Below are 21,052 nucleotides of genomic sequence, written 5' to 3' on the forward strand. Positions count from 1 at the left end.
AACAATTTACTATTATTATTTGTTACTCTTAACCAACTCTTCTACTGCCTTTTGTGCAGCATCCAATCCTTGTTTCGGTGACTTCTTTCCTAATAGAACCAATTCAAGCTCAGGTTTAATTAAATTGACATAGTCAGGTGCTTCAATTGGCGTTGGCGTTAGCAAGGTTTGTTTCATGTTCTCATTTGCTGACGAATACACCATCTTGCCATCCTCTGTAAAATCTGCACTTCCAGAAGCTTTTTCTGCTGCTTCTTTGTTTGCAACAATATCAAAGTTTTTCACAGCCCAGTATTCTTGTGCTTGAACATCTGTTAAATACTTTAGGAATTCCCATGCTTCATCAGGATGTTTTGCTCCTTTAGGAATTTCAGCCACAAATCCACCGCCCCAGCTTGAATTGCCAGTTCCTGGTTCCATTTCAGGTAATGGAGCAACGCCGAAGTTCATCCCTTGACCATAATCTCTTATTTTCGTGAAGAAATTTGCATTATCAGTAGTCATTGCTAATTTACCAGCAACAAATGGATCTGCCGTTTGCTCACCAAATTCTGCCTTAAAGCTATTAATCGTTTTATCCCCGTAATAGTCATAATACTTTTTCATCCATGTTAAAGCTTTTACGTTTTTTTCATCATTGATAACCGGTTTATTTGCATCAAAATCCCAGTAGCCTTTTCCGTCTGCATTGATCATCCAGACATCTGATTCAATTCCATAGTTTGGAAGATAACCGATTCTTTCGAATTTATTACCTTTCTTCACATCTAGCTTTTTACCCATTTCTTCTAACTCTGCCCATGTTTTTGGTGGTGTATTAGGATCAAGGCCAGCTTCTTTAAACATATCTTTATTCCAGAATAAAAGACGTGTATCTGTGTTGAATGGCAAAGCGTATGTTTCCCCTTTGTACTGAGTAGCATTATACAATTCTGGGAAGAAGCGGTCCTTTACTTCTGGGTCCTTCTTTAAATATTTTTCAAGATTCGTAATTTGATTGTTTTTCGCCCGGCTTCCAACTGCGTTTATGTCGTTAATGATTAGGTCAGCTGGATTTCCAGCGGCGATTGAAGCTAAGTTTTTCGTCCAAATATCTCCAAATGGCAGATATGTATGTTTTACTTCAATTCTGTCCTGAGATTTATTGAAATCATCAATAATTTTTTCAATGATTGGCCGGCGGATCTCAGATCCCCAAAAAGTCCAAAAATCGATGACAACTTTTTCGCCGTTCTTAGATTTGCTGCTATTTTCATTTGCACCAGATTCTTTGCTTGAACAACCAGTCAGGATTAATGAGAAACTCATTGCTAGAATAAACAGCGTCATTAATGTTTTTCTTACTGTTTTCATTCAATTTCCCCCTAGAATATTTTATAATCGGTCACAACCTCACAAACTATTAATAGATTATTTTAATTTCACTCTCCTTCGAATGGTTTTTTCTCACAAAACTATGGTATTATGACTATTTCTGTGGAATTAATTAATTATTATGTGAGGTTTTGTGGACTTGTTACTATTATTATATGAATACGCTTACATGTCAACAACTTTTGAATATTCTATTTATTTTATTTGGAGACGTACTCGAAAAGTTTGTACAAAGGAAGCTAACCGATTATTTAACTCCTTGTGAACTCAATTTAGGCAAGCTATTAATGATATATTGCGCAGATATGGTACTGATTAATGCAATTAAACTCGCAAACAGTAATAGTCCAATGCCGGTAACAAACAAAAGCAGTAATATAATCAACAAAAAGCCACACGATATGAAGAATGTGATGACAGGTTTACGCACTCCGAGCATAAAGGAAAAACATAGAGTTTTATACCATGGAAATTGGTAGCGCAGAAAAACTGGAAAACTATAGGATACGGCAATTAGAAACAACAAACTAACTGCTAAAACTGCAACCCTAATAATTTCGGCCACATCAGAAACAGCATTTCTTAGTATCAATAAATCCAAAACTAGTAACCCGCCAAAAATAACGATTGAAAGTCCAAGTGGATAGCTTTTTAAAAATAATCTTTTAAACTCACTTAAAAACACCTTAAAGTCGGGCTCGTCCTGATCCTCTCTCACCAATCTGTCCATAACTCCAAACATAGCCGCTGTTGCTGGAATAATCGTAAAAATAGGCAGTGAAAATAATAGCCAAATTGCGTTCAGGTATAATAGTCTCCACAGCCACTCCATTATAAACATCAGTGCTCTACGCATAATAACGCTCTCCTTATAAAGACTTAATCATAATGGAAAACCAAGGATGCCTCTAAATCTCATGACACCCCCGGCCAAACTAAACTATTTATCTAGTTATTTTTGTAGTAGCTTCGAGGGCATCCATTGCTTTTAGAGCAACTGAAAGAGATTGAATACTGTCTTTATAGGTTGAGAGTACCAATTCAGGATTCTTTTCTTCGATTGCTTCTGCAAATGCTGCTAGCTCCAGCTGGTATAGTGCATTATCTTCCGTTTGAAAGGAAATAGTTTCTCCCTCCACCTTCCCCGTTACACTTCCTTTTACAAGGTCAAGCGTTAAGTGAAGTTGGTCAGAAATGAGTTCAATTTGTGTAAAAACATTTGGATAGGACCATGTATGAGTATGATTTTGTAAAATTCCGTTCTGATATTTCATCGACAAATTAAAGCTATCCTCAACCGTAAAGTCTCCGCCTTTTGGGACTACGAGATTGTCTTGATAACCAGTTACTCGCTCCACTTCACCAAGCAGGTAGCGGGATAGATCAAAGATATGAATCGCTTGGTCAAAGACAGGACCTCCCGATATTTCTTTATTAAAGAACCAGCGCGGCCAGTTGGGACGAAGCGCTAACCCATCAAGCATCGCACTGCGGACCAAGGCAATTCTTCTGCCTTTAATCAGCTCTTTTAAAAAGGCAACAGCAGGGCTATACCTGTACATAAAACCCACACTATTAATGACACCAGTTCGGTCTAATATCTCTTCAACCTTTTTCGCCATTTCCAGACTTTTTGCAGGCGGCTTTTCAATAAAACAATGGATGCCCCGCTCCGCTGCTTCACGTACAAGAAATTCCCGGACCTCTGGCGGTGTACAGATAATGACCCCGTCGGGTTTGCTTTCCTCGAGCATTTCCACATAGTCTGTAAAACCCTTCACTGCAAATTTATTCGCAGCTTTTAAGAGGGTTTCTTCATTTAATTCACAAACACCTACCACTTCAATTTCTGGCATTTTCTTCATCGTACTTAAATGCCCTTGGCCTTGCCAGCCAGTGCCAACCACTGCAATTCGAACCATTATTTCATTCCACCTCATTATTATTTATATGTAAACTTAACCAAAGCTCTATAGCCCTGAAATCGGCTGGCTCTCCTTAAGTAAACTCTTTACCCATACAAGAGCTTTAGCGCAGTCATTGGTTGGATCATGTTTTCCTGCTTCATGTTCGATTGATACTGTCCGATCATAGCCGATTTCTTTTAGGGCTTGTACACAATCAGCAATACCAGCAATTCCTGTTCCGAGCGCAACGGGATTATGCTCCCCTATTTCCCTGACATCTTTAAGATGAACATTAAGTAAATAATCCTTTAATTGCCAAATTGCTTCGGCTGCTGAAAAGCCCTGCGTCCCATACCAGCCTGTATCGACGGTCGCACCAAGTAAGTCACCATAATCCCCAATGGTAGCCTTTATCTCGTCTGGGTGCTTTTCTGGATGGTTCTCAACGCCAACCTTCATTCCATATTCATTACAAAGGCTATAAATAACTGGAGCTGATTCTTTGGTAATTCCGCTAGTAATTAACTCAATTCCAAGCATTTTGGCTGTTTCAAAACAAAGACGGGTCCATCTTGGATATCGAACGGGATCACCAAGCGAACATGAATATGAATAGACACTTAATCCATGACTCTTCCAAATTTTCTGTAATTCCTCTGCAAAAAAAGGAGTCATAAATTTAGGAAAGGAATGTCCCATCCAGAGTTCGATATCCTGAAACCCTGCACCTTGAATATCCCCGCAAATACGGTCAAATTCAGCTAGGCTAAAGTTCTCAATTACTTTCCTTTCCGCTTCTCCCCACATATCCATACTAGTCTGGTAGTTAGTTGCACGGGCAAAATAGTTTGCCGTTTGAAAGCCAATTATCATCATCAACACCCCTATTTTATATTTCGCAAGCTACTTATACAGAGAATCCTCCTGCTGTTACTATTCGATGGTATGAATTTCTTCCTAAAGCACCTTCAGGCATCTTCCATGGCGCATCAAAGAAAAGACGTTCTTCCTCTAATTCTTCGATTCTGCTAATGCTTCCATCAAGCCATTGGTGCAGGCGATATTCCACTGTTTCTAATCGAGACAATATCCCTCCGTAGCGAATATCGATTACTTCCCAGCCAAAAGGCTTCAAGGCTGAAAACCATAACGAGCGGTGTAGTTTTCGGAGCTCATCCACCATGCTTCGTAATAATGGAAACTGGTCCTTTAAATGTGTTAACTCCTGTTTATCCTTTCGATCATAAGCAGCTAGTGTATGGACTCCCAACTTTGCTTTTATACTTAGGACACGGGCAAGTTGGGTATAAAAAGAAAACATCTCTGACCAATTTTTATTCCGTTCCTTAGCTTTACCCATGCGTGAAGCTAAGTTAAAATAATGCTCACTTAACGGCAAGGTGCGAATATTTTCATCATATAAACCGAGTAAAACATCCTGCCATAACAAAAATTTGGAGGGATGTGATTCATGAAGGTTCCCCTTTGCAACACCCGGAGTTTCATCAAACTCATTTAGGGCAAGGAAGTCGTCCCAATTTCCACTGGTACAAAACGAAAACCGTTTGGCTAATTTATCTTGACTCACTTCAGTTCCATATCCATGTTCGGCGTATAGCTGCAGCCCAGCCAATCCAGCAAACGGATGTGTTTCTGCTCCGTTATCGCCCCACATGGTAGCGAATACCTCAGTGATTCCTTCTTTTTTACAAGCTTCCAAAGCAGCATTTGTAGTCGCAATTGTTTTTCCATAGTTCGGGGCAATCCCATTCCATGTCCATACGCCGCCAGCAAAGATCGGCTCAGAGCCAAATTCTTTATGCTTTTGCAAGAACGTTCGGTAAAAACCCTCATCTGTATGGTAATAATCCCAATAAACCATCTGGACATCTTTCGGCATTGAATCAATGACATCCGCTGGTATATGGGCATTTAGGTCGTAATAATTTCCTGTTTTCGAGCCAAGTCGAAAATACATATCGCTCCAAATCATTGGTTTTAACGAGTGCTTCTCTGCAAGTGCCACTACCCTATGCAGATGTTCATTCATAATCGAAAAACGTTTTTGGTATCCATGCTGCTCCAAATATTTTCCTAAGCCAAGCTGATGTGCTTCATCCATACCTATATGAATACGTTTGCTTCGGAATGGCTTAGAAGCAGCCTTCAATAAATCCTCAATAAATTCGTAGGTTTCCTCATTACCAACCAATAAGATATCGCTCGTATCTCTTATGGTCGAAGCATAATTCCATTTCAGTGCCTCGGTTAAATGGGCAAGTGTTTGGATGCAGGGTATCATTTCAATGCCAAAGTAATTAGCATAGTCATCACATGCCCGTAATTCCTCATCACTATATCTTCCACGCATATACCCGAAATAAGGGTACTTTTCGACTGTAAATGTATCCTCTGTATACATCATCACGACATTTAGGCCCATTAAAGCCATTTTCCGCAGAAGGGATTGAATCCCATCTACGGTCATGACGGCATTACGAGATACGTCTACCATAACGCCATTGGTTTTAAATTGAGGCTGTTCACTTACCTGAAACATCGTGCTAACCTTAAACTCTTGTACCCACAATCCTAATGCACGATAAAAGTGAATTTTATCTTGATAGAAAATTTCCCCGTGATTCAGTTGGCAGCTAACCCTTAACGGACCATCCTGTTGTGTCACATAAATAGGAAATCCTTGTTCACTTTGTTCAATCTTTAGCTCGTTACAAATGATTGCTAATCCTTGTTCAAGACCTTTGATATCGCCATAAAAGTTAATTTTCATAGGATAATTACACCTCAAACCAATAATTTTGGTTCAATTTGCTGTACCAATAATAGCTATCTTTCTTGGTTCTTTTTAATGTTTGATAGTCGACATGAACAAGACCGAAACGCATGCTATAGCCGTAGGACCATTCATAATTATCCATCAATGACCAGATACAATACCCTTTTAAATTAACACCGGAGCTTAGAGCACGTCTAATTTCCGTTAAGTGCTGCTTCAAGTATTTAATACGCTTATCATCGCGAACACGTCCATCTACTGGTTCTTGATTGTACGTTGCGCCATTTTCGGTAATGTAGATAGGAACATCACCATATTTATTTTTAATATCCATTAGTACTTTATAAAAGCCTTCTGGATAGATCGTGAAATCAATGTCCGTACGATCAAATCCGATATCAACATGTTCACAATCGAACGTCCCCTGACCTTCTTTATATCTGGAAACCGTTCCAGTATAATAATTGATTCCTAAAATATCGATCGGCTGAGCAATAATTTCCATATCGCCTTCCTCGATGTTTACCTTTGCACCTTTTTTTGCAAACCAATCCACTAATATTTGTGGATAGGTGCCTTTAAAGACAGGGTCGAAAAACCATTCCGTGAACCAGGCAGATATGCGATTGCAAGCCTCAATATCTTCTGGGCGATTACTAAATGGTTCATACCAAGTAACGTTTGGTGCAAAACCAATTTCTCCTGGAATTCCAAGCTCTTTAAACCGTTTAACCGTTTTCCCATGGGCAAGTAGTAAGTGATGTGCGACATCAAGGGCTGATTGGAGATTTTTTTCTCCGGGTGCTTGTTCCCCAATGAAATATCCTAAAAATGAAACACACCATGGTTCATTGATGGTTAACCACGATTTAATTTTTCCAGAAAACTCACGGAACAATAAATCCGAGTATTCCACAAATGCCTCTATCGTTTGTCGATTCTTCCAGCCGCCTTCATCTTGAAGTGCTTGTGGAAGGTCCCAATGATAAATGGTGCACAGGGGTTCTATTCCATTTTCTAACAGCTTATCAACAAATTCATGGTAGTGATCAAGACCCTTTTGATTGACTTCTCCTCGTCCATTTGGAAAAATTCTTGGCCAAGCGATCGAGAAGCGGTATGTGTTTACCCCTAATTCTTTTAATAAGGCAATATCTTCATCGATTCGATGGTAACTATCACTAGCTATATCGCCATTGTCTCCATTTCTGACTTTTCCCGGAATCCGGCTAAACGTATCCCAGATGGACATGCCCCTGCCGTCTTCATTATATGCACCTTCTATTTGATAAGCCGCCGTGGAAACACCAAAGCGAAAATCTTTTGGGAAAGTAATAATTGACACGATTGTTTACCCCTTTCGTTAAGGTACTAAGTCGTTTTAAGGAAGGCTAAACACACTTCCAAATTGTGGTGAGTTGTGCAGCCTTTCCTAGTAGGCTATAAAGTTATTTTTCTCAGAATTGGCCAAAATCGGGATGTCTTGAGCAGGCAATCGATGATGTTCCACAATGATAGCCCCCTTCAAATTAGTACACTTTTTTTATCTCAAGAAACACTTCGCCTTCCACATCGCTGCAATCAATGGTAAAAAGCTGCTCGTTTATAGGATCTTGGTGAATTAATACCAATTCACCATTAACGGTTGCTTTCACAGGGTTTCCTTCAGATAAGAAAGCAAAAACTCCGCCTTCTCTTAAGATTACCTTCATTTCCTTTTCCAGGTTCCAAACCCTTACGATCCCATCATTGCAAATGAGCTTATTTAAAAGTCCAATTAGCGTAAATTGCTTTTGAACTGGAATGATCAAAAAGAGGGAAGCTACGTTTTCTGCAATTTCGATACTAATCTTTTCTTCTTTTCTCACAACCGAGTGGTTCTTCCTTAATACATCAAAGATAACAAACGTCTCACCCGCTAGATTTGGAACATCACTTGGGCTGATGGAGCCATGAATCGTTCCAGTTCCTTCATTAATATTAAACGCTGCCACGACTCCGGCACCCTTGCATGAATTCCATATCTTTAACGGCGTTTTCGTTTGAGTTGGATCAACAAACAGGCAATCCTCAGTTGGTACTCCAGGCTGTTCACAACGAATGATTTGTCCATCATTATAAATTAACGGCCAAATCATATCGGGATTTGTTTGGTCTACCGCATCACTAAAATAAATCGGTCCACCGCTAATTACTCGTAAAATCATGTTTTGCAGGTCATCATGGTTTTTCGTCCAGTACATATCCCAATCGCCCCAATAGAACGCACCATGATAAAGTGAGTTATAGGCATTTTGCAAGGCATGTTCTTTGAAGCCGTTCTCTTCTTGTGGGACAAAGTCATCACTATTACGTGAAACGGCTGAGTATGGACGATGCCAAATATTTTCCTCCGCCATTCCCATACAGTTGATCACCGTATTATCAAAATGTAAGGAACAAGATGCTTCGAGTGCTGTATGGGCCCCGCTTGCTGCTTCGCCGACTGATTGGTTATTGACCGTAAAGTTTGAGATGGCACTTTGGCTGTCAACTTTCACAAAGTCGATTCCGTCTTTCTTTAATTTGGAATGCCATGCATGCCAAAAACCAAATCCCTCTTCCGCATTTGGTGATGGAATTAGACTGCCGTTTTTTGCTTTATATAAATGGTTTTCTAATGACTTAGCTAAAGGACCATTGGGTGAAATTCCTTCCCAATAACCTGCAAGGGTATGCCAAACTCCTACCCAATTCACGCCATAGTTATTCTTAAGTGATGAAACGGTATTGGCTAAACCATGGGGAAATTTCTCCTGGTCAGCATCAAAGGATTGAAGCTTTTTATTATCCACTTCGGACCAGCCATCATCAATCATCATCCATTTAACAGGAAGTTTTTTCTGTTTGAGCTCTTCAGCTTTTGATAGAATTCCTTCCTCATTAACGGCATGATAAAAAGCATCCCAGCTGCACCAACCTAAGTAATCTAAAATCTCTGGATATTTTTTTTCTTCTCTAGGCATAATGCTTTGTCCACAAACAGTTGTCGCTTTCTTAACATTTTCATTCACTAAAGAGAATGGATTATTCCCAGTACCTAAAATGAAGGCAAATGTTGATAAATGATTATAGCCGCCATGGAAGGGAGAGATGGAGATTTGCAAGCCCTCTTTCGTACCTGCTAAATCAGTCCGTGATACTTCATCACAAACAGGCAGTATATGAAAATATTCTTTTTCACTTCTTAATAATAACGATTGTGTCCGTTCTGGCACTTCTTGGATGTTATTCGTGAAAAATGGCCGCGTCCACCAGTCCTTATGTTGATAGTTCGCCATAACCTCATACTCTTCCATCATGTTGTTAATGGTTATGTTGATGGCACTCTGCGGAGCAAAAAAGGATTGCTTTTTAAACAATTCTTCATTATTTATTTCCGCATCCACAAAGGCAGTGATAAATGAATCGTAGCGCCTGAAACGTAACTTCGTGTTTACTGTCTCGGCATGATCACTAAATTCGGAACGATATTCTGTATAAAAACCAAGATGATCTTCTCCAGTACTCTCATCTAGTTTTTTTAACTCTAGTGATTGAATTGATTGATTATCTAGATTGGCAGACACTTGGATTCCGGAAAGAACCTTTTGATTATTCAATAGACAATGCAGTTCGTTTTGATTTTGCTGGAATTGAAACATAATAAAACTCCTTTACTTCTTTCTTTGTTCACTACCCTATCCTTCGATTTCGAGTCCATACTTGGCAACGGAAAGAGCAGCCAAATCACCCACACTTTCTCCTAAGCCGGAAGGTACAACGGTACAAACTTCGAGTGAAAAAGAAAGTGCTTCTTTTCGAAGTTCCTCCATGACAATTGGCTTCAGCAATGCTTCTTGACGCAAATAAATGCTGCCAATGACAATTCTTTCTGGATTTAGCATGTCCACTAACAGTGCCAGACCTCGACCTAATTTCTGCCCAACAATGTTGTATATCTCTTTCGCGAAAATATCTCCTGCCTGGGCTGCTTCTCCAACTGTTTTCGCCGTGATTGCCGCTATCTCATCACGAGAAGAACAAATAGAAGTCATTTTCCCTTTAGCCAACCACTCATCCGCCTTCATTTGTGCCAAGCGGGCGATCCCGCCTCCACTACAGAAACCTTCAAATGAGCCTGCTTTACCATATCCGATTGGACCATCATGCTCTAAACGCACATGACCGACTTCCCCAGCCATATCATTTGTTCCGGTGTATAATCGTCCATCTAAAATGAAGCCTGCTCCCATTCCCGTACCAAACGTTAGAAAAATCATATTAGTCGTGCCTTTTCCTGCTCCCCATTTCCATTCAGCCAAGGCACAGGCATTGGCATCGTTTTGGACGGAAACGGGGACATGAAAACGATCTCTGAAAGGTGACAACACATCGATACGATCCCAGTTTGGCAGATTTGGTGGAGACAAAATCAGACCCTTATTACTATCCAGCGGGCCGCCGCAGCTGATTCCAATTGCTTTTAGTTCAAGTCCTTTTCGTTCTAACAATAATCTTTCTAACTCACTCATCATCAATAAAAGGGCTAAATCAGGCGTTTCCGGAGTGGGAAAACTTTGTTTTGCAACTAAAGTAATCCCTTTTTCATCTTCAACTCCTAATACAACGGCACACTTTGTTCCGCCAATATCTAAACCTGCCAACACGGGAATCATTCGAAGAATGCCTCCTCTAATAAAATGCACAGGGTATGGTAAATCGGGAGATGTCTTTCTTGAATATCAGGTGTCGAATCAAAGGGAACCGAAATAGTTACATCACATAACGTTTTCATTTCTCCGCCGCTTTTTCCTGTAAATCCGATCGTTACTAGCCCTAGCGCCTTGGCCACTTTTATGGCATGATTTATATTTTTGGAGTTACCTGATGTGCTAAAGCCGATAAATACATCGCCTGCTTTTCCGTATCCAAACACTTGTTGAGCAAAAACCATATCCGGGGCCACATCATTAGAGAATGCTGTCATAAGGGCTGAATGACTTACAAGCGAGATGGCAGGGAGCGCACCTTGTAAATGTTCACCCAGGTAGTCATCTCCACCAGAAATTGAGGCTAATTTATCTTTCATCTCTTGTGACAAAGGGCGTTTTGACATAAATCCTTTCATTAATTCGCCCACTACATGCTCACAGTCCGCAGCACTGCCGCCATTACCTGCTAATAACAGCTTTCTGCCAGACTGATAAGCTTGGTTAATCACTTCAAAGGCTTCGACAATACTTGTTTGGCATTCTACTAATTCTGGATATTTTCCAAATAGTTTTTCTAAATTAGCATTCATTGCTACATCCCCTATTACAATCGTTAGATTAATTTTCCTTCAGGTGATCAATCGCCTTAGCAAAGAAATCCTTACTTCCAAAGCTTCCTGACTTCAGTACAAGCATCCGCGGTGTTGAATCTAAGCTAATACATGATGGAAGACCTGGTTCGATTTCTTTCCATACTGCGAGTCCTTCAATGCCGAGCCTGCTGCAAACAGAAGCAGATGTTTCTCCACCCGCTAATAACAAACGGTTAACTTTTGTCCTTTTTAAGGTCTCATCCACTACAAACGCTAATGATTCAGATACCATCCTTGAAATCGACGTATTTGTATAGCCTAATCTAGTACCCAGTTGTTTTGTTTCCTTGACTACATCTTGGGTGTTCGAAGAGTGAACAAGAACATCCTTACCATCATTTAATAGCGTGGTGAGATTCGTAATAAGTTCCTCTAAATGAGCATCCTTTTGATCCGAAAATAAGATCACTGTTATCATTTCGAATACAGGCAGCCCACGCTGTTTCATTTCTTCCACTTGATTAAAGGTCTGCGGCATTAAACTACCTGCCGCACATAATATTCCTGCTTCTAATTTTGGTAGTGTAATAGACCGCGTTCCATTTTGATCTTTATTCATTACCAGTGCTAATTCTTCAGCAATCCCTGATGCACCACAAATAATCTTTTCATCCTTTATTGCTCTAGCAATTATTTGTAAGGAAGACTGATCTTTAACATCAACAATTAAGTACTGACACTGCGATCGCATCTGAGAAATTTCTTGCTTTAGCTTTTCACTGCCTTGTTCAACAATTTCATGATCGACAAGAGCAACTTTCCTCTTTGTTTGAGCTTGTAAAATATCAACCAAATCCGAGTGGAGCATTGGATGAACAGGATCATTACGGAACTCAGAATCTGCTAATTTCTTTCCACGAACATAGTGTTGACCATACATCGTAGTTCTTCCATTTTTAGGAAAACCGAGCACAACCACTGCAAATTCATTTTCGAGTGCATCGAGCATGGCATCAAATTCTGCTCCAATATTTCCTCTAAAAACGGAACAGGTTTTATTGAAGAATTGTTCACATCCTAGTGCCTGGAGACTTTTGGTACTCGCAAATACTTTCTCATAGGCTTCTTCATATCGATCAAGACGTGAATTTGTATCCATAATCAATACATCAGGTGGGAACGTTCCCATTTTGTTGTAAAGTGGATAGGGAAAAACTTCTGTCTGCCAATCTGCTTTAGCAAACATGATTCCAATATCATTTGCACCAGTAATATCATCCGCGACAATTCCAATCAATTTTCCCACATCCTCCTTGGCTTATATCCTGATTCATGTAGAAAGCTTAGTACCTCTTTCTCAGAAAGCTCTTGTAAAACAACACCTGCTTTTTGAGAGATTAATAGCATTCGACAGGCCATTTCTAATGTTTGCAGTGCCATTTTCGCTTCTTTTAAGGACGTATCATAAACAAGGACGCCATGATTTTCTAATAAAAGAATATTCGCCTTTTTCGCCTTTTCTCTAACAAGTTCACCAAGTTCCATTGAACCTGGGTTTGCATAAGGAACTCGCTCAATCTTTTCTAAATAATACATGCTTTCAACAAACCAAGCCGAAGGAATATCAAGGTTTGATGAAGCAATCATTGTGCTATATAAAGGTGACGCATGTAATACAGCACCAATCTCAGGACGAGTTTCATAGATAGCCAGATGCATTGGGACCTCTTTAGAAGGTTTTCTGCCACTATTTATACTCTTACCTGATTCTATCGAGCATTCGGCAAAGTCCTCTAAATCCAAATCTCCTAAATAGGTTCCACTCGCTGTAATCAGAAAAGAATTTTCCTCGGTTTTTGCACTAATATTCCCTGAATTCCCCCATGCGAGGTCATATTGCATCATATATTTTCCTGTTTCCCGTAATTGCTTTTTCAGCTCTTGTTTTCTATCCAAAATCATTTTACTCATCCCATTCAATCAAATTTGTTTTCCTGACAGGTTCATCAACATTTTTGGGAATACGGAAGGTTTTAATTTCAGAAGGCTTAAAGACAGCCTTGAACGTACGATTAAATTTTGGCAAAGTGATTTCTACTTCTTTTGGCACTTTATTTGTTTCATATAAACGAATGATTAAATCTTCATTGTCTTCGGCTTTTTTTAGAGCACTAACAATCACATTATCGGCACTTACTTTCACATAGGAATCTGTTTGTGGTAAGGAACCTTTATGGAAGGACTCAATAATTGAGATTGGTTTACAATTTAATTCTGCTGCCCTTTTCGGTATTTCCGCTTCTTCCCAGCTTCCTTCGTGAGGAAGTAATGAGTATTCAAAACGTTGAACTCCTTGGTCAATAAATGTATATTCCCCGTCCTCTTCTGGTACGAGCGGATCATGATGGGCGTAAATAGGGCTGCGTAATACCGTTAATGCAAGTTCCTTATTATGAATGCTATAGCTAGATTTAGCGTCATTGATAAGACTTAAGCCATAAACTCCTTCATGGTTTGGTGTAACACCTGTCACATCAACCCAGCTTTGACCTGGCTCTTCTTCACCATTATGCTCGCGCTCAATCGTTCCATATGGAATTTCATAGGTTTGTTTTCTAAAGATGGAATTAATCGGGAAAACAAGCTTAAGCATCTTGAACTTTTCGCGCCAATCTACCGTTACTTTTACATCGATCTGGTCTTTTCCTTGATACATCGTGAAGTCTTGGATTAAGATCGAGCGTCCGTATTCACTTTTCACCCGAATCACTGATTTAACTGGTCCATGCTCAGCAAGATATACTTTCGTTGCTCTGAAATCGCCAACTCTTTCATTAAAATGAAGGGTGTCATGGCTCCATGTATCTGTTTTATCATTGATTATTACCGGCTTTGCTGCTGGACCTGCAAATACTTCATGCTCTACTTTTTTATCAAATAGGCTCGATATCCAACCAGTCTCTGCATCAAACTCAATTCTAAAGCGTTCATTTTCCATCGCATGTGAACTTGCTTTTATAGGTTCAACTACTGATTCACTGCCACTTAATTCTGTATAAATTCTATATACACGATATCCCATTGCAGGTAAATCGGCTAAAAAGTTTAAGCGGTAGCGTCCCCCAGCTGTTGCTTGTGACTGTATTGTTTGAAATGGGATAGCATTGCCTTGATCATCTACTAGGACAGATGTTGGTTTTATGCTGCCTATTTCGATTTCAACATTCACTTTGCAATCCCAGGCATGTGGGTTAAAGACAACAATGGGTCTCATTTTTTCATCTTGCTCAATGTCAATTTTCCATGAAATGGACTGGATCGCATTATTCAATGCACGATCAGCAATAGCCAATGCTTCTCCGTATAAATTTCTAGCATCCTCATAGGCAGACTCAATGCTTGTTCCAGCTAGAATATCATGAAATTGATTAAATAAAACATTCTTCCAAGCCCGGTTGAATTCAGCTGGATAGGGTTGTCCGGTTATCCAAAAGGCGAGTGCTGAATACTTTTCAGCCGTCATCAGCATATTCTCTGCTTTTCGATTGTATTGTTTTACGCCTGAATGGGCCGCATAGCAGCCGCTGGCATGATGCTGCAAGTCATCGTGAACAACAGGTAAATCCTTTGTATCCTTTACTTTTTCAAAATATTCTTCAGGAGTAGAGAAGACTAGATTAGGAAGATCAGCATCCTTATTTAAGCGATAGATACTCTCAATATTTTCCTTAGTTGGCCCGCCGCCATGGTTTCCAACGCCATAAAAAATCATCTGGTCGTCGACGTTTCCTTTAAACTCGCCTTTACACCGCTTAACAATCCGATCTAGTTCTTTTCCCCATGAATTATATTCATGCATGATGCGGAATGCCAGCACACGAGATCCATCATCAGATTCCCACCAAAAAAGATTACTTGGCAGCCCTTTTTCATTTGGCGCTGGCCGCATAAATACGTAGGAATCCATGCCGCTTTTTTTCAATATTTGGGGCATCATGCCATGATGACCAAAACTATCGACATTATAGCCAACCTTTGCCGTTACACCAAATTTTTCTTGAAAATATCGTTGACCATAAAGACCTTGACGAACAAAGGATTCTCCATTTGGGATATTGCAATCAGGCTGAATCCACCAGCCGCCAACAATCCTCCAGCGTCCTTCTTGGATCCGCTCTTTAATTTCTGCAAACATTTCAGGTTCATTTTCCTCTACCCATTCGTACATGGAGGCGGAACTAGAAGTGAAAATAAAATCTTCGTATTCTTTCATTCGATCCAATGCAGACCGAAAAGTAGCTTTTGTTTCTTGAAATCCTTCTTGCCATTGCCAAAGCCAAACCGGATCTAAATGGGCGTTACCAATCATATGAAATGTTTTATCTTTCATTTCCTCAACCCCTGTCTCATTCTTGTTGTCTTATTGGTTGAATTGAGATGCTTTGTTATTACTTAACAAGTATTGTGTGATCTTTTCTGTTACTGTTTCTTCAACAGCATCCTGCCCCACTTTTAACAATTCAGCAGGTAATTGATTACATTCTTTATTGGACAATCTTTCTTCACGCCCGATGGCTTTTAAGAAAGAAATCTCAAGGTCTGTTGCAATATTTACTTTACTTACACCACCATTTGGCAGCTGAAATGCCTTTTGTACCATTTCACTTGGTACACCAGATCCACCGTGAAGAACAAGATGTACAGGAGTTAACTCACGAATTGCCATTAACCGTTCAAAATCAACCTTTGGTTCACGAACCATATAAACACCATGCGCTGTTCCACATGATACAGCTAATGCGTCAACACCTGTCTGCTTCACAAATTCAGCTGCTTCAACCGGATCTGTATATAATTCTTCATCATGATCGGTCTCAATAAAATCAGTTGTTCCAATCATTCCAAGTTCTGCTTCAACAGAGACTCCTTTGGCATGTGCATATTCAACAACCTCTTTTGTGATTTTCACATTTTCAGCAAATGGCTTTTCTGAAGCATCAATCATCACCGATGTAAAGCCAGCAGCAATTGCATCCTTAATCACATTCAGCTCTTTCGTATGGTCAAGATGTAAAACTACTGGTACAGTAATTGCTAATTTTTCTACCTGTGCATAAAACTCATCTGCAAATTCAAACGGGGTAATCCCGTAACGTTCTAATTCCTTTTGTGAAATTTGCACAATAAGAGGTGATTCTGTCTTTTGTCCAGCTTGTAAAACTGGGGCAATCATAGCGATATAACGCGGTGAAAATGACCCTGTTGCATAATGGGATTTTTCTGCGATTGCAAGAGCTTCTGTTAATGGGAGTACATTAGTTGGTTTTAATCGATTCATTATTAATCATTCCTTATTTTTTAATTTTTTTAATTTTTGGCTCTGTTATAATTGGCTGTTGATTTCCGCTTCAGGCNNCTGCGGGGTCTCCCCTGCCCCGTCCTCCCGCATGAGTCTTCGCGCCTTCCGCTCCAATCAACATGTGCCAAAATCAACAATGAGCTTTAACATAGCCTAATTTTTTAATGTGCGTTTTACTGCTTCCATTCCTAATTCAGGACTCGTCACAAAATGACGCTGCTCGTCAGGCGTAAAGCTGGAAACAACCCTGGCCATCGATGCTTGAGCTAGGACAACGATATCCACTTTTTTAGCTAACTCACGTAAAGCAACTGAAAGATCCAAATCATGTCCTTCTTTATCGTTTGCGATTAATTTCTGATAGGCCGATGACACTAGGATAGGTTCAAACTCCACATTTTTCTGTTGCTCAGCCGCTTTTTGTTTAAGCAAATCTAAGGTTGGCCTTAACGTAGTTTCCAAAGTAGCGGCAACCCCAATTTTTTCGGCAGAGCTAATCGCAAATTCTGCCATTGCGTCATCGATACGAATAATGGGAGTTGCTATCTTCGGTTGTGTAAATGCCACAAGTTCACCAATGGAAGAACATGCATTTAAAATACAATCTGCTCCAAGCTGTTCAGCAACTTTAGCATAACCTTCCCAACGATCAGCGATTTCTTGAACATTTCCGCCATTTTTGCCTAATTGCGGCAGGATTGAATCATCAACCAAATTGATAATTTCACATTCCCCGATCATTTTGTTAGCTAAATCTTTCAACGACTCAATCGTCACTGGAGTGGTATGAATAATTGCAAGTTTCTTTTTCATGATTTTTTCCCCCAATCATTAATAATTTCACCCTTAAACACAACTAACCATCAGGGTATTGCCCAAGATGGTTAATTGAATTTTCAGGTTAAGAAAGCTGCAAAGAGTTGTTAAATGCTAAGGCTTCTTGGGTTGCATAAAGCACGAGCCCAACACACCAAGAGTGAGATAACGTCAGCATCATTCCCTTTGGCTGAAAACAATTCGTATTATAAAAACGCTCGGTAACCATCCCTTTGTACGCATTAAAATCGCCGTCTTTTCTAGCGATGAACTGTAGGAAACAAGCAATATGATCACGTGTCCTGTCTAAGTAATAGGAATCATCTGTGTACTTCCATAATCGAAGCATCTCTGGAACACAAAACAATCCATAATTATGTAAATGCTGGTTAGAAGGCGAGGCCTGATCAGCACCACGGGAACGAAAATCATATTGATGCAGGAATGTTTGCTCAGGGAAGGCCAAATTGTAGGTCCATCGGAACGTCATTAACCAATCAGCCGCATGTTTTGCAAGCTTTAACCATTTTTCATTTTTGTCATTTTCATAGAGTAATATATAGGCAACCACGGCATTGTAAGCATCCTCAGATGTTGGTGTTAAATGAACATCCTCTGGAGCCCCATAAATGTATTCGTCTAGCACGAAATGCTCATAATAATGCCCCGCCTTTTCTGCCGCGAACCGATACTCTTCTTTTTCAAAAAAGTTACTTCCTTCAAGGAGTGAAGCAATCCATAAGATGCCGCCTGCTCCATCCCATTCTTCTACCTCACCTGTTTCAAAGTGGTAATAGGAACCGAAATTACCATCTGAACGTTGATGCTTCACTGCAAAGTCTAAATTGGATTGGACTGCTTTTTCCCAATCCGGGTGACTTACCCCTGCTTCCTTTTCAAAGGTTAGGGCACGAACCAAAAACAAAGTTGCTTCAGAGATTGTTCTGGCTTGCAACCATGTATTCTTTGGGTTCCAACCAGTTCCCCAACCCTTTCCGAGCACCCATGACGCCCAGAATGTTCCACTCGGGGCAAGCGCCGAAGCTATATTATTCATGACATCAATGGCGGCATCAACATAGTGTTGATGACCATTATTTCTTCCATAGGTAAGCAAAGCGTAAGAATATGGTGCGCCGCTGACCCAGCCCACATGCATATGCGGACGGTCACCCATTCCTTTTACATTATTATTAAACTCACGGTCAAACGCTGCCGTTTCTGCTAGAATGCTATGCTCAGGCATATAGTGCCAACGATACAAACCATGCGCTGTTAATTCTGATGCCTCCTCAAGACCCATCCAGGGATTTAAGGAATACTCTTGTTGATGCTGCCTATACATTTCACGAACAAATGGATCATATGAATGTAAATCAGGTGAACCCGTATAGATCTTTACATGTAAATGAATAGTTTCCCCTGGCTTAAATGTGTACAAAGATATATCCTTGGGCTCTGGAATCGGTTCACCAACAAATGTAACCGGTTCTTCTTTATACGGGAAATTAACCCAGATTGATGTTGTCGAGTCATTTCCTCGGAACCCTAGGCTTGTTAGCCCCATCTCACTCATTTCCTCTACACAAAGTGCACCGCACATTTCATCATTCCAAGCAAATATAGCTGGGAGAGCGGCACGGTCTGAACGAAAAGACCAATGGTCCGAAACCATCTCCTCATGATTGCCATCCTGGTAATCATATCTTGGATATTTTCGAGTATTATGCTCAAAGCGATTTTCTTTATAAAAAGCACCGGGAATCATCCAAGTCGGCTTTCCGCTGCCTGCTAAATCGGCATTAAACTGTAATCCATAATTGCCTGATGCTTCTTTATTATAGGTAACATTGAGATTAACTTGGATAAAGCCACAACCAGATTGTTCATTCTTCCATTCCGATTCTACAGAGAAGTACTCTCCATTCCCCGAAATGTGGTAACCCCCACCTATTTCTTCAACTTTATCAATTTGAATTTTTTCTATATTTTTTTCTTCATTATATATATCGAGAAGTGAGTCAAGTTGAAGGTATGCATTTCCACTCTTTCGTTCCGAAGAATAGACATGTATTTCGTTTAGTTTCTTCACGTTTTCATGTATGTTGATAAATGTACCCACTGAAATCACACCTTTAGTTTGTAAAGTTCAATCAAGTTTTCTCTAAAAATCCTTCTAGCAAACTCTACTGCTTCTTTTTCCGTTAACATTTGATCTTGCACTTTCTCTACCAAGACGTCACCCACAATTTTTCGGGCAAGCTTTTGATGTGCGTAAGTTCCTTCAATAAAGTTGTAATCCCCACCAAAACCGAAAATTTTGTTTTGGGGAACCATTTCAATCATTTGATGAAGTATTTGCTTGGCAATCGTTGGAGAAATAGCATACACCCAAGTAAAATCTGCATAAACATTCGGATAATTTTTTACAATACTCAAATACTCCTGGTGGTACGGGATACCGCAATGTAAAAGAACAAAATCAGCCTCAGGATATGCTGCCAGAAGCGGAATAAGATCCGTTACCTTCGAGTTTGTAATAATATTTCCATTACCCGAAACACTGGTTTCATGGTGTCCCGTATGAATTTGAATTGGTAATTCATATTTGATCGAGCATTGGATAATGTGATGAATTAAGTAATCTTGTAAAACGACCAATTCTTTTTGCGATATGGGTTCATTTATAATAGAAGAAAGCAGGGTATTAAAACATTGTTCAGCCTCATGGAAGGTTGGCTTCATCGTTTTTAGCGTCCTCCAATAGGCATGGCCTAACTTAACAGCAACCATTCCTTCTTTAACAAATTTATATAATAAGGCATCAACTGCATGAAGATAATCCTGGAATGTTTGAACATTCTCTCCAGTATGTCCTTCAATGACTTGTACATCCTTAATTGTTCTCAATTTAAAGGCATAGTCCAAAAACATGACGGGACGAAAAAGGGAAAAATCAACATTGGTTGTAAAAGGTAATGTAATGGCTAAATCAATTCCCGACTTTTCATTTAGAACCCTCTGATACCATGTATCATCATTTGTAGCGGCTAAAACTTTTTCATTTAAAGCTAATATGCCATTAACAGACCAGTCATCCATTCCAAATAAATCGTGTACCGCTGTTTTTAATAATCGTGCATAGGTAGTATTTTTCGTTTTTTGATAATAAAGCAAAAATTGCTCTGCTTTCTCTTCCACACTTAATTTTGAGTTTTCGCTTAAAATTCCACGTTGCATCCCGGCAGTGATTAAGTCTGAATCTAAATAATGAAGAAGACCAAAGAAATCTACTTTATTTTTCTTTCGAATCTCCATTGGATCAATGTGTTCATGTCCATCGATGATGCGAATTTTGTTAATTTCTTCATGTATACTACTCATGGTACTGCTCCCTCCAAAGATAAAGGATGACTCAAAAGAATTCGCCCCCCTCTCTATCCACGCCAGAGTGATTATTTCTTCTGGCGTGG

The 21,052-nt window shown here is 39.8% G+C and carries 16 protein-coding genes; all 16 read right to left on the minus strand.

The features are described from left to right. Positions 1 to 15: 15 nt before the first annotated feature. On the minus strand, positions 16 to 1,353 hold the full coding sequence (locus COE25_RS02310; protein ID WP_098930688.1) for an ABC transporter substrate-binding protein: 1,338 nt from the start codon (positions 1,351 to 1,353) through the stop codon (positions 16 to 18). A 268-nt stretch (positions 1,354 to 1,621) separates the two neighbouring features. After that, on the minus strand, positions 1,622 to 2,230 hold the full coding sequence (locus COE25_RS02315) for a YesL family protein (RefSeq protein ID WP_098930690.1): 609 nt from the start codon (positions 2,228 to 2,230) through the stop codon (positions 1,622 to 1,624). Positions 2,231 to 2,318: 88 nt separating this feature from the next. Further along, positions 2,319 to 3,296, minus strand: coding sequence for a Gfo/Idh/MocA family protein (locus COE25_RS02320; RefSeq protein WP_180247400.1), 978 nt, complete (start codon positions 3,294 to 3,296; stop codon positions 2,319 to 2,321). A 48-nt stretch (positions 3,297 to 3,344) separates the two neighbouring features. Further along, a complete protein-coding gene (locus COE25_RS02325) occupies positions 3,345 to 4,157 on the minus strand; it encodes a sugar phosphate isomerase/epimerase family protein (protein ID WP_098930694.1) in 813 nt (270 codons plus the stop codon). A 31-nt stretch (positions 4,158 to 4,188) separates the two neighbouring features. Beyond that, positions 4,189 to 6,072 carry a beta-N-acetylhexosaminidase gene (locus COE25_RS02330; protein ID WP_098930696.1) on the minus strand — a complete coding sequence of 628 codons (1,884 nt, stop codon included), beginning with the start codon at positions 6,070 to 6,072 and terminating at the stop codon, positions 4,189 to 4,191. 7 nt (positions 6,073 to 6,079) lie between these two features. Further along, positions 6,080 to 7,423, minus strand: coding sequence for a GH1 family beta-glucosidase (locus COE25_RS02335; protein ID WP_098930699.1), 1,344 nt, complete (start codon positions 7,421 to 7,423; stop codon positions 6,080 to 6,082). Between the two features lie 184 nt (positions 7,424 to 7,607). After that, positions 7,608 to 9,761, minus strand: coding sequence for a Sip1-related alpha-galactosidase (locus COE25_RS02340; RefSeq protein WP_098930701.1), 2,154 nt, complete (start codon positions 9,759 to 9,761; stop codon positions 7,608 to 7,610). Between the two features lie 36 nt (positions 9,762 to 9,797). Next, the gene (locus tag COE25_RS02345) at positions 9,798 to 10,775 is read right to left on the minus strand and encodes an ROK family protein (RefSeq protein ID WP_257208685.1); all 978 of its coding nucleotides are present in this window, start codon (positions 10,773 to 10,775) and stop codon (positions 9,798 to 9,800) included. After that, complete coding sequence (locus COE25_RS02350) at positions 10,772 to 11,401, minus strand: D-sedoheptulose-7-phosphate isomerase (protein WP_098930703.1); 630 nt, start codon at positions 11,399 to 11,401, stop codon at positions 10,772 to 10,774. Before COE25_RS02350 ends, COE25_RS02345 begins: the two co-directional genes overlap by 4 nt. Positions 11,402 to 11,429: 28 nt before the next feature. Beyond that, a complete protein-coding gene (locus COE25_RS02355) occupies positions 11,430 to 12,710 on the minus strand; it encodes a four-carbon acid sugar kinase family protein (protein WP_098930705.1) in 1,281 nt (426 codons plus the stop codon). Beyond that, entirely contained in the window at positions 12,698 to 13,366 is a 669-nt protein-coding gene (locus COE25_RS02360; RefSeq protein WP_098930707.1) for a class II aldolase/adducin family protein, read from the minus strand. The genes COE25_RS02355 and COE25_RS02360 overlap by 13 nt, the downstream gene beginning before the upstream one ends. Position 13,367: 1 nt before the next feature. After that, a complete protein-coding gene (locus COE25_RS02365; protein ID WP_098930710.1) occupies positions 13,368 to 15,794 on the minus strand; it encodes an alpha-mannosidase in 2,427 nt (808 codons plus the stop codon). 30 nt (positions 15,795 to 15,824) lie between these two features. After that, positions 15,825 to 16,742 carry a class II fructose-bisphosphate aldolase gene (locus COE25_RS02370; protein WP_098930712.1) on the minus strand — a complete coding sequence of 306 codons (918 nt, stop codon included), beginning with the start codon at positions 16,740 to 16,742 and terminating at the stop codon, positions 15,825 to 15,827. A gap of 174 nt (positions 16,743 to 16,916) precedes the next feature. Further along, positions 16,917 to 17,576, minus strand: coding sequence for an aspartate/glutamate racemase family protein (locus COE25_RS02375; protein WP_098930715.1), 660 nt, complete (start codon positions 17,574 to 17,576; stop codon positions 16,917 to 16,919). An 88-nt stretch (positions 17,577 to 17,664) separates the two neighbouring features. Next, positions 17,665 to 19,701, minus strand: a complete 2,037-nt coding sequence (locus COE25_RS02380) for a YyaL domain-containing protein (protein WP_098930717.1) — start codon at positions 19,699 to 19,701, stop codon at positions 17,665 to 17,667. A 5-nt stretch (positions 19,702 to 19,706) separates the two neighbouring features. Then, the gene (locus COE25_RS02385) at positions 19,707 to 20,963 is read right to left on the minus strand and encodes an amidohydrolase family protein (RefSeq protein ID WP_180247401.1); all 1,257 of its coding nucleotides are present in this window, start codon (positions 20,961 to 20,963) and stop codon (positions 19,707 to 19,709) included. Positions 20,964 to 21,052 lie beyond the last annotated feature (89 nt).

This window comes from Bacillus sp. AFS031507, assembly GCF_002584635.1.
Lineage (GTDB): Bacteria > Bacillota > Bacilli > Bacillales > Cytobacillaceae > Neobacillus.

Coding starts and splice junctions, on each gene's coding strand:
- COE25_RS02365 (WP_098930710.1), bottom strand. CDS start 15,794: ATGAAAGATAAAACATTTCATATGATTGGTAACGCCCATTTAGATCCG.
- COE25_RS02360 (WP_098930707.1), bottom strand. CDS start 13,366: ATGATTTTGGATAGAAAACAAGAGCTGAAAAAGCAATTACGGGAAACA.
- COE25_RS02350 (WP_098930703.1), bottom strand. CDS start 11,401: ATGAATGCTAATTTAGAAAAACTATTTGGAAAATATCCAGAATTAGTA.
- COE25_RS02330 (WP_098930696.1), bottom strand. CDS start 6,072: ATGAAAATTAACTTTTATGGCGATATCAAAGGTCTTGAACAAGGATTA.
- COE25_RS02310 (WP_098930688.1), bottom strand. CDS start 1,353: ATGAAAACAGTAAGAAAAACATTAATGACGCTGTTTATTCTAGCAATG.
- COE25_RS02375 (WP_098930715.1), bottom strand. CDS start 17,576: ATGAAAAAGAAACTTGCAATTATTCATACCACTCCAGTGACGATTGAG.
- COE25_RS02345 (WP_257208685.1), bottom strand. CDS start 10,775: ATGATTCCCGTGTTGGCAGGTTTAGATATTGGCGGAACAAAGTGTGCC.
- COE25_RS02315 (WP_098930690.1), bottom strand. CDS start 2,230: ATGCGTAGAGCACTGATGTTTATAATGGAGTGGCTGTGGAGACTATTA.
- COE25_RS02370 (WP_098930712.1), bottom strand. CDS start 16,742: ATGAATCGATTAAAACCAACTAATGTACTCCCATTAACAGAAGCTCTT.
- COE25_RS02385 (WP_180247401.1), bottom strand. CDS start 20,963: ATGAGTAGTATACATGAAGAAATTAACAAAATTCGCATCATCGATGGA.
- COE25_RS02320 (WP_180247400.1), bottom strand. CDS start 3,296: ATGGTTCGAATTGCAGTGGTTGGCACTGGCTGGCAAGGCCAAGGGCAT.
- COE25_RS02325 (WP_098930694.1), bottom strand. CDS start 4,157: ATGATGATAATTGGCTTTCAAACGGCAAACTATTTTGCCCGTGCAACT.
- COE25_RS02340 (WP_098930701.1), bottom strand. CDS start 9,761: ATGTTTCAATTCCAGCAAAATCAAAACGAACTGCATTGTCTATTGAAT.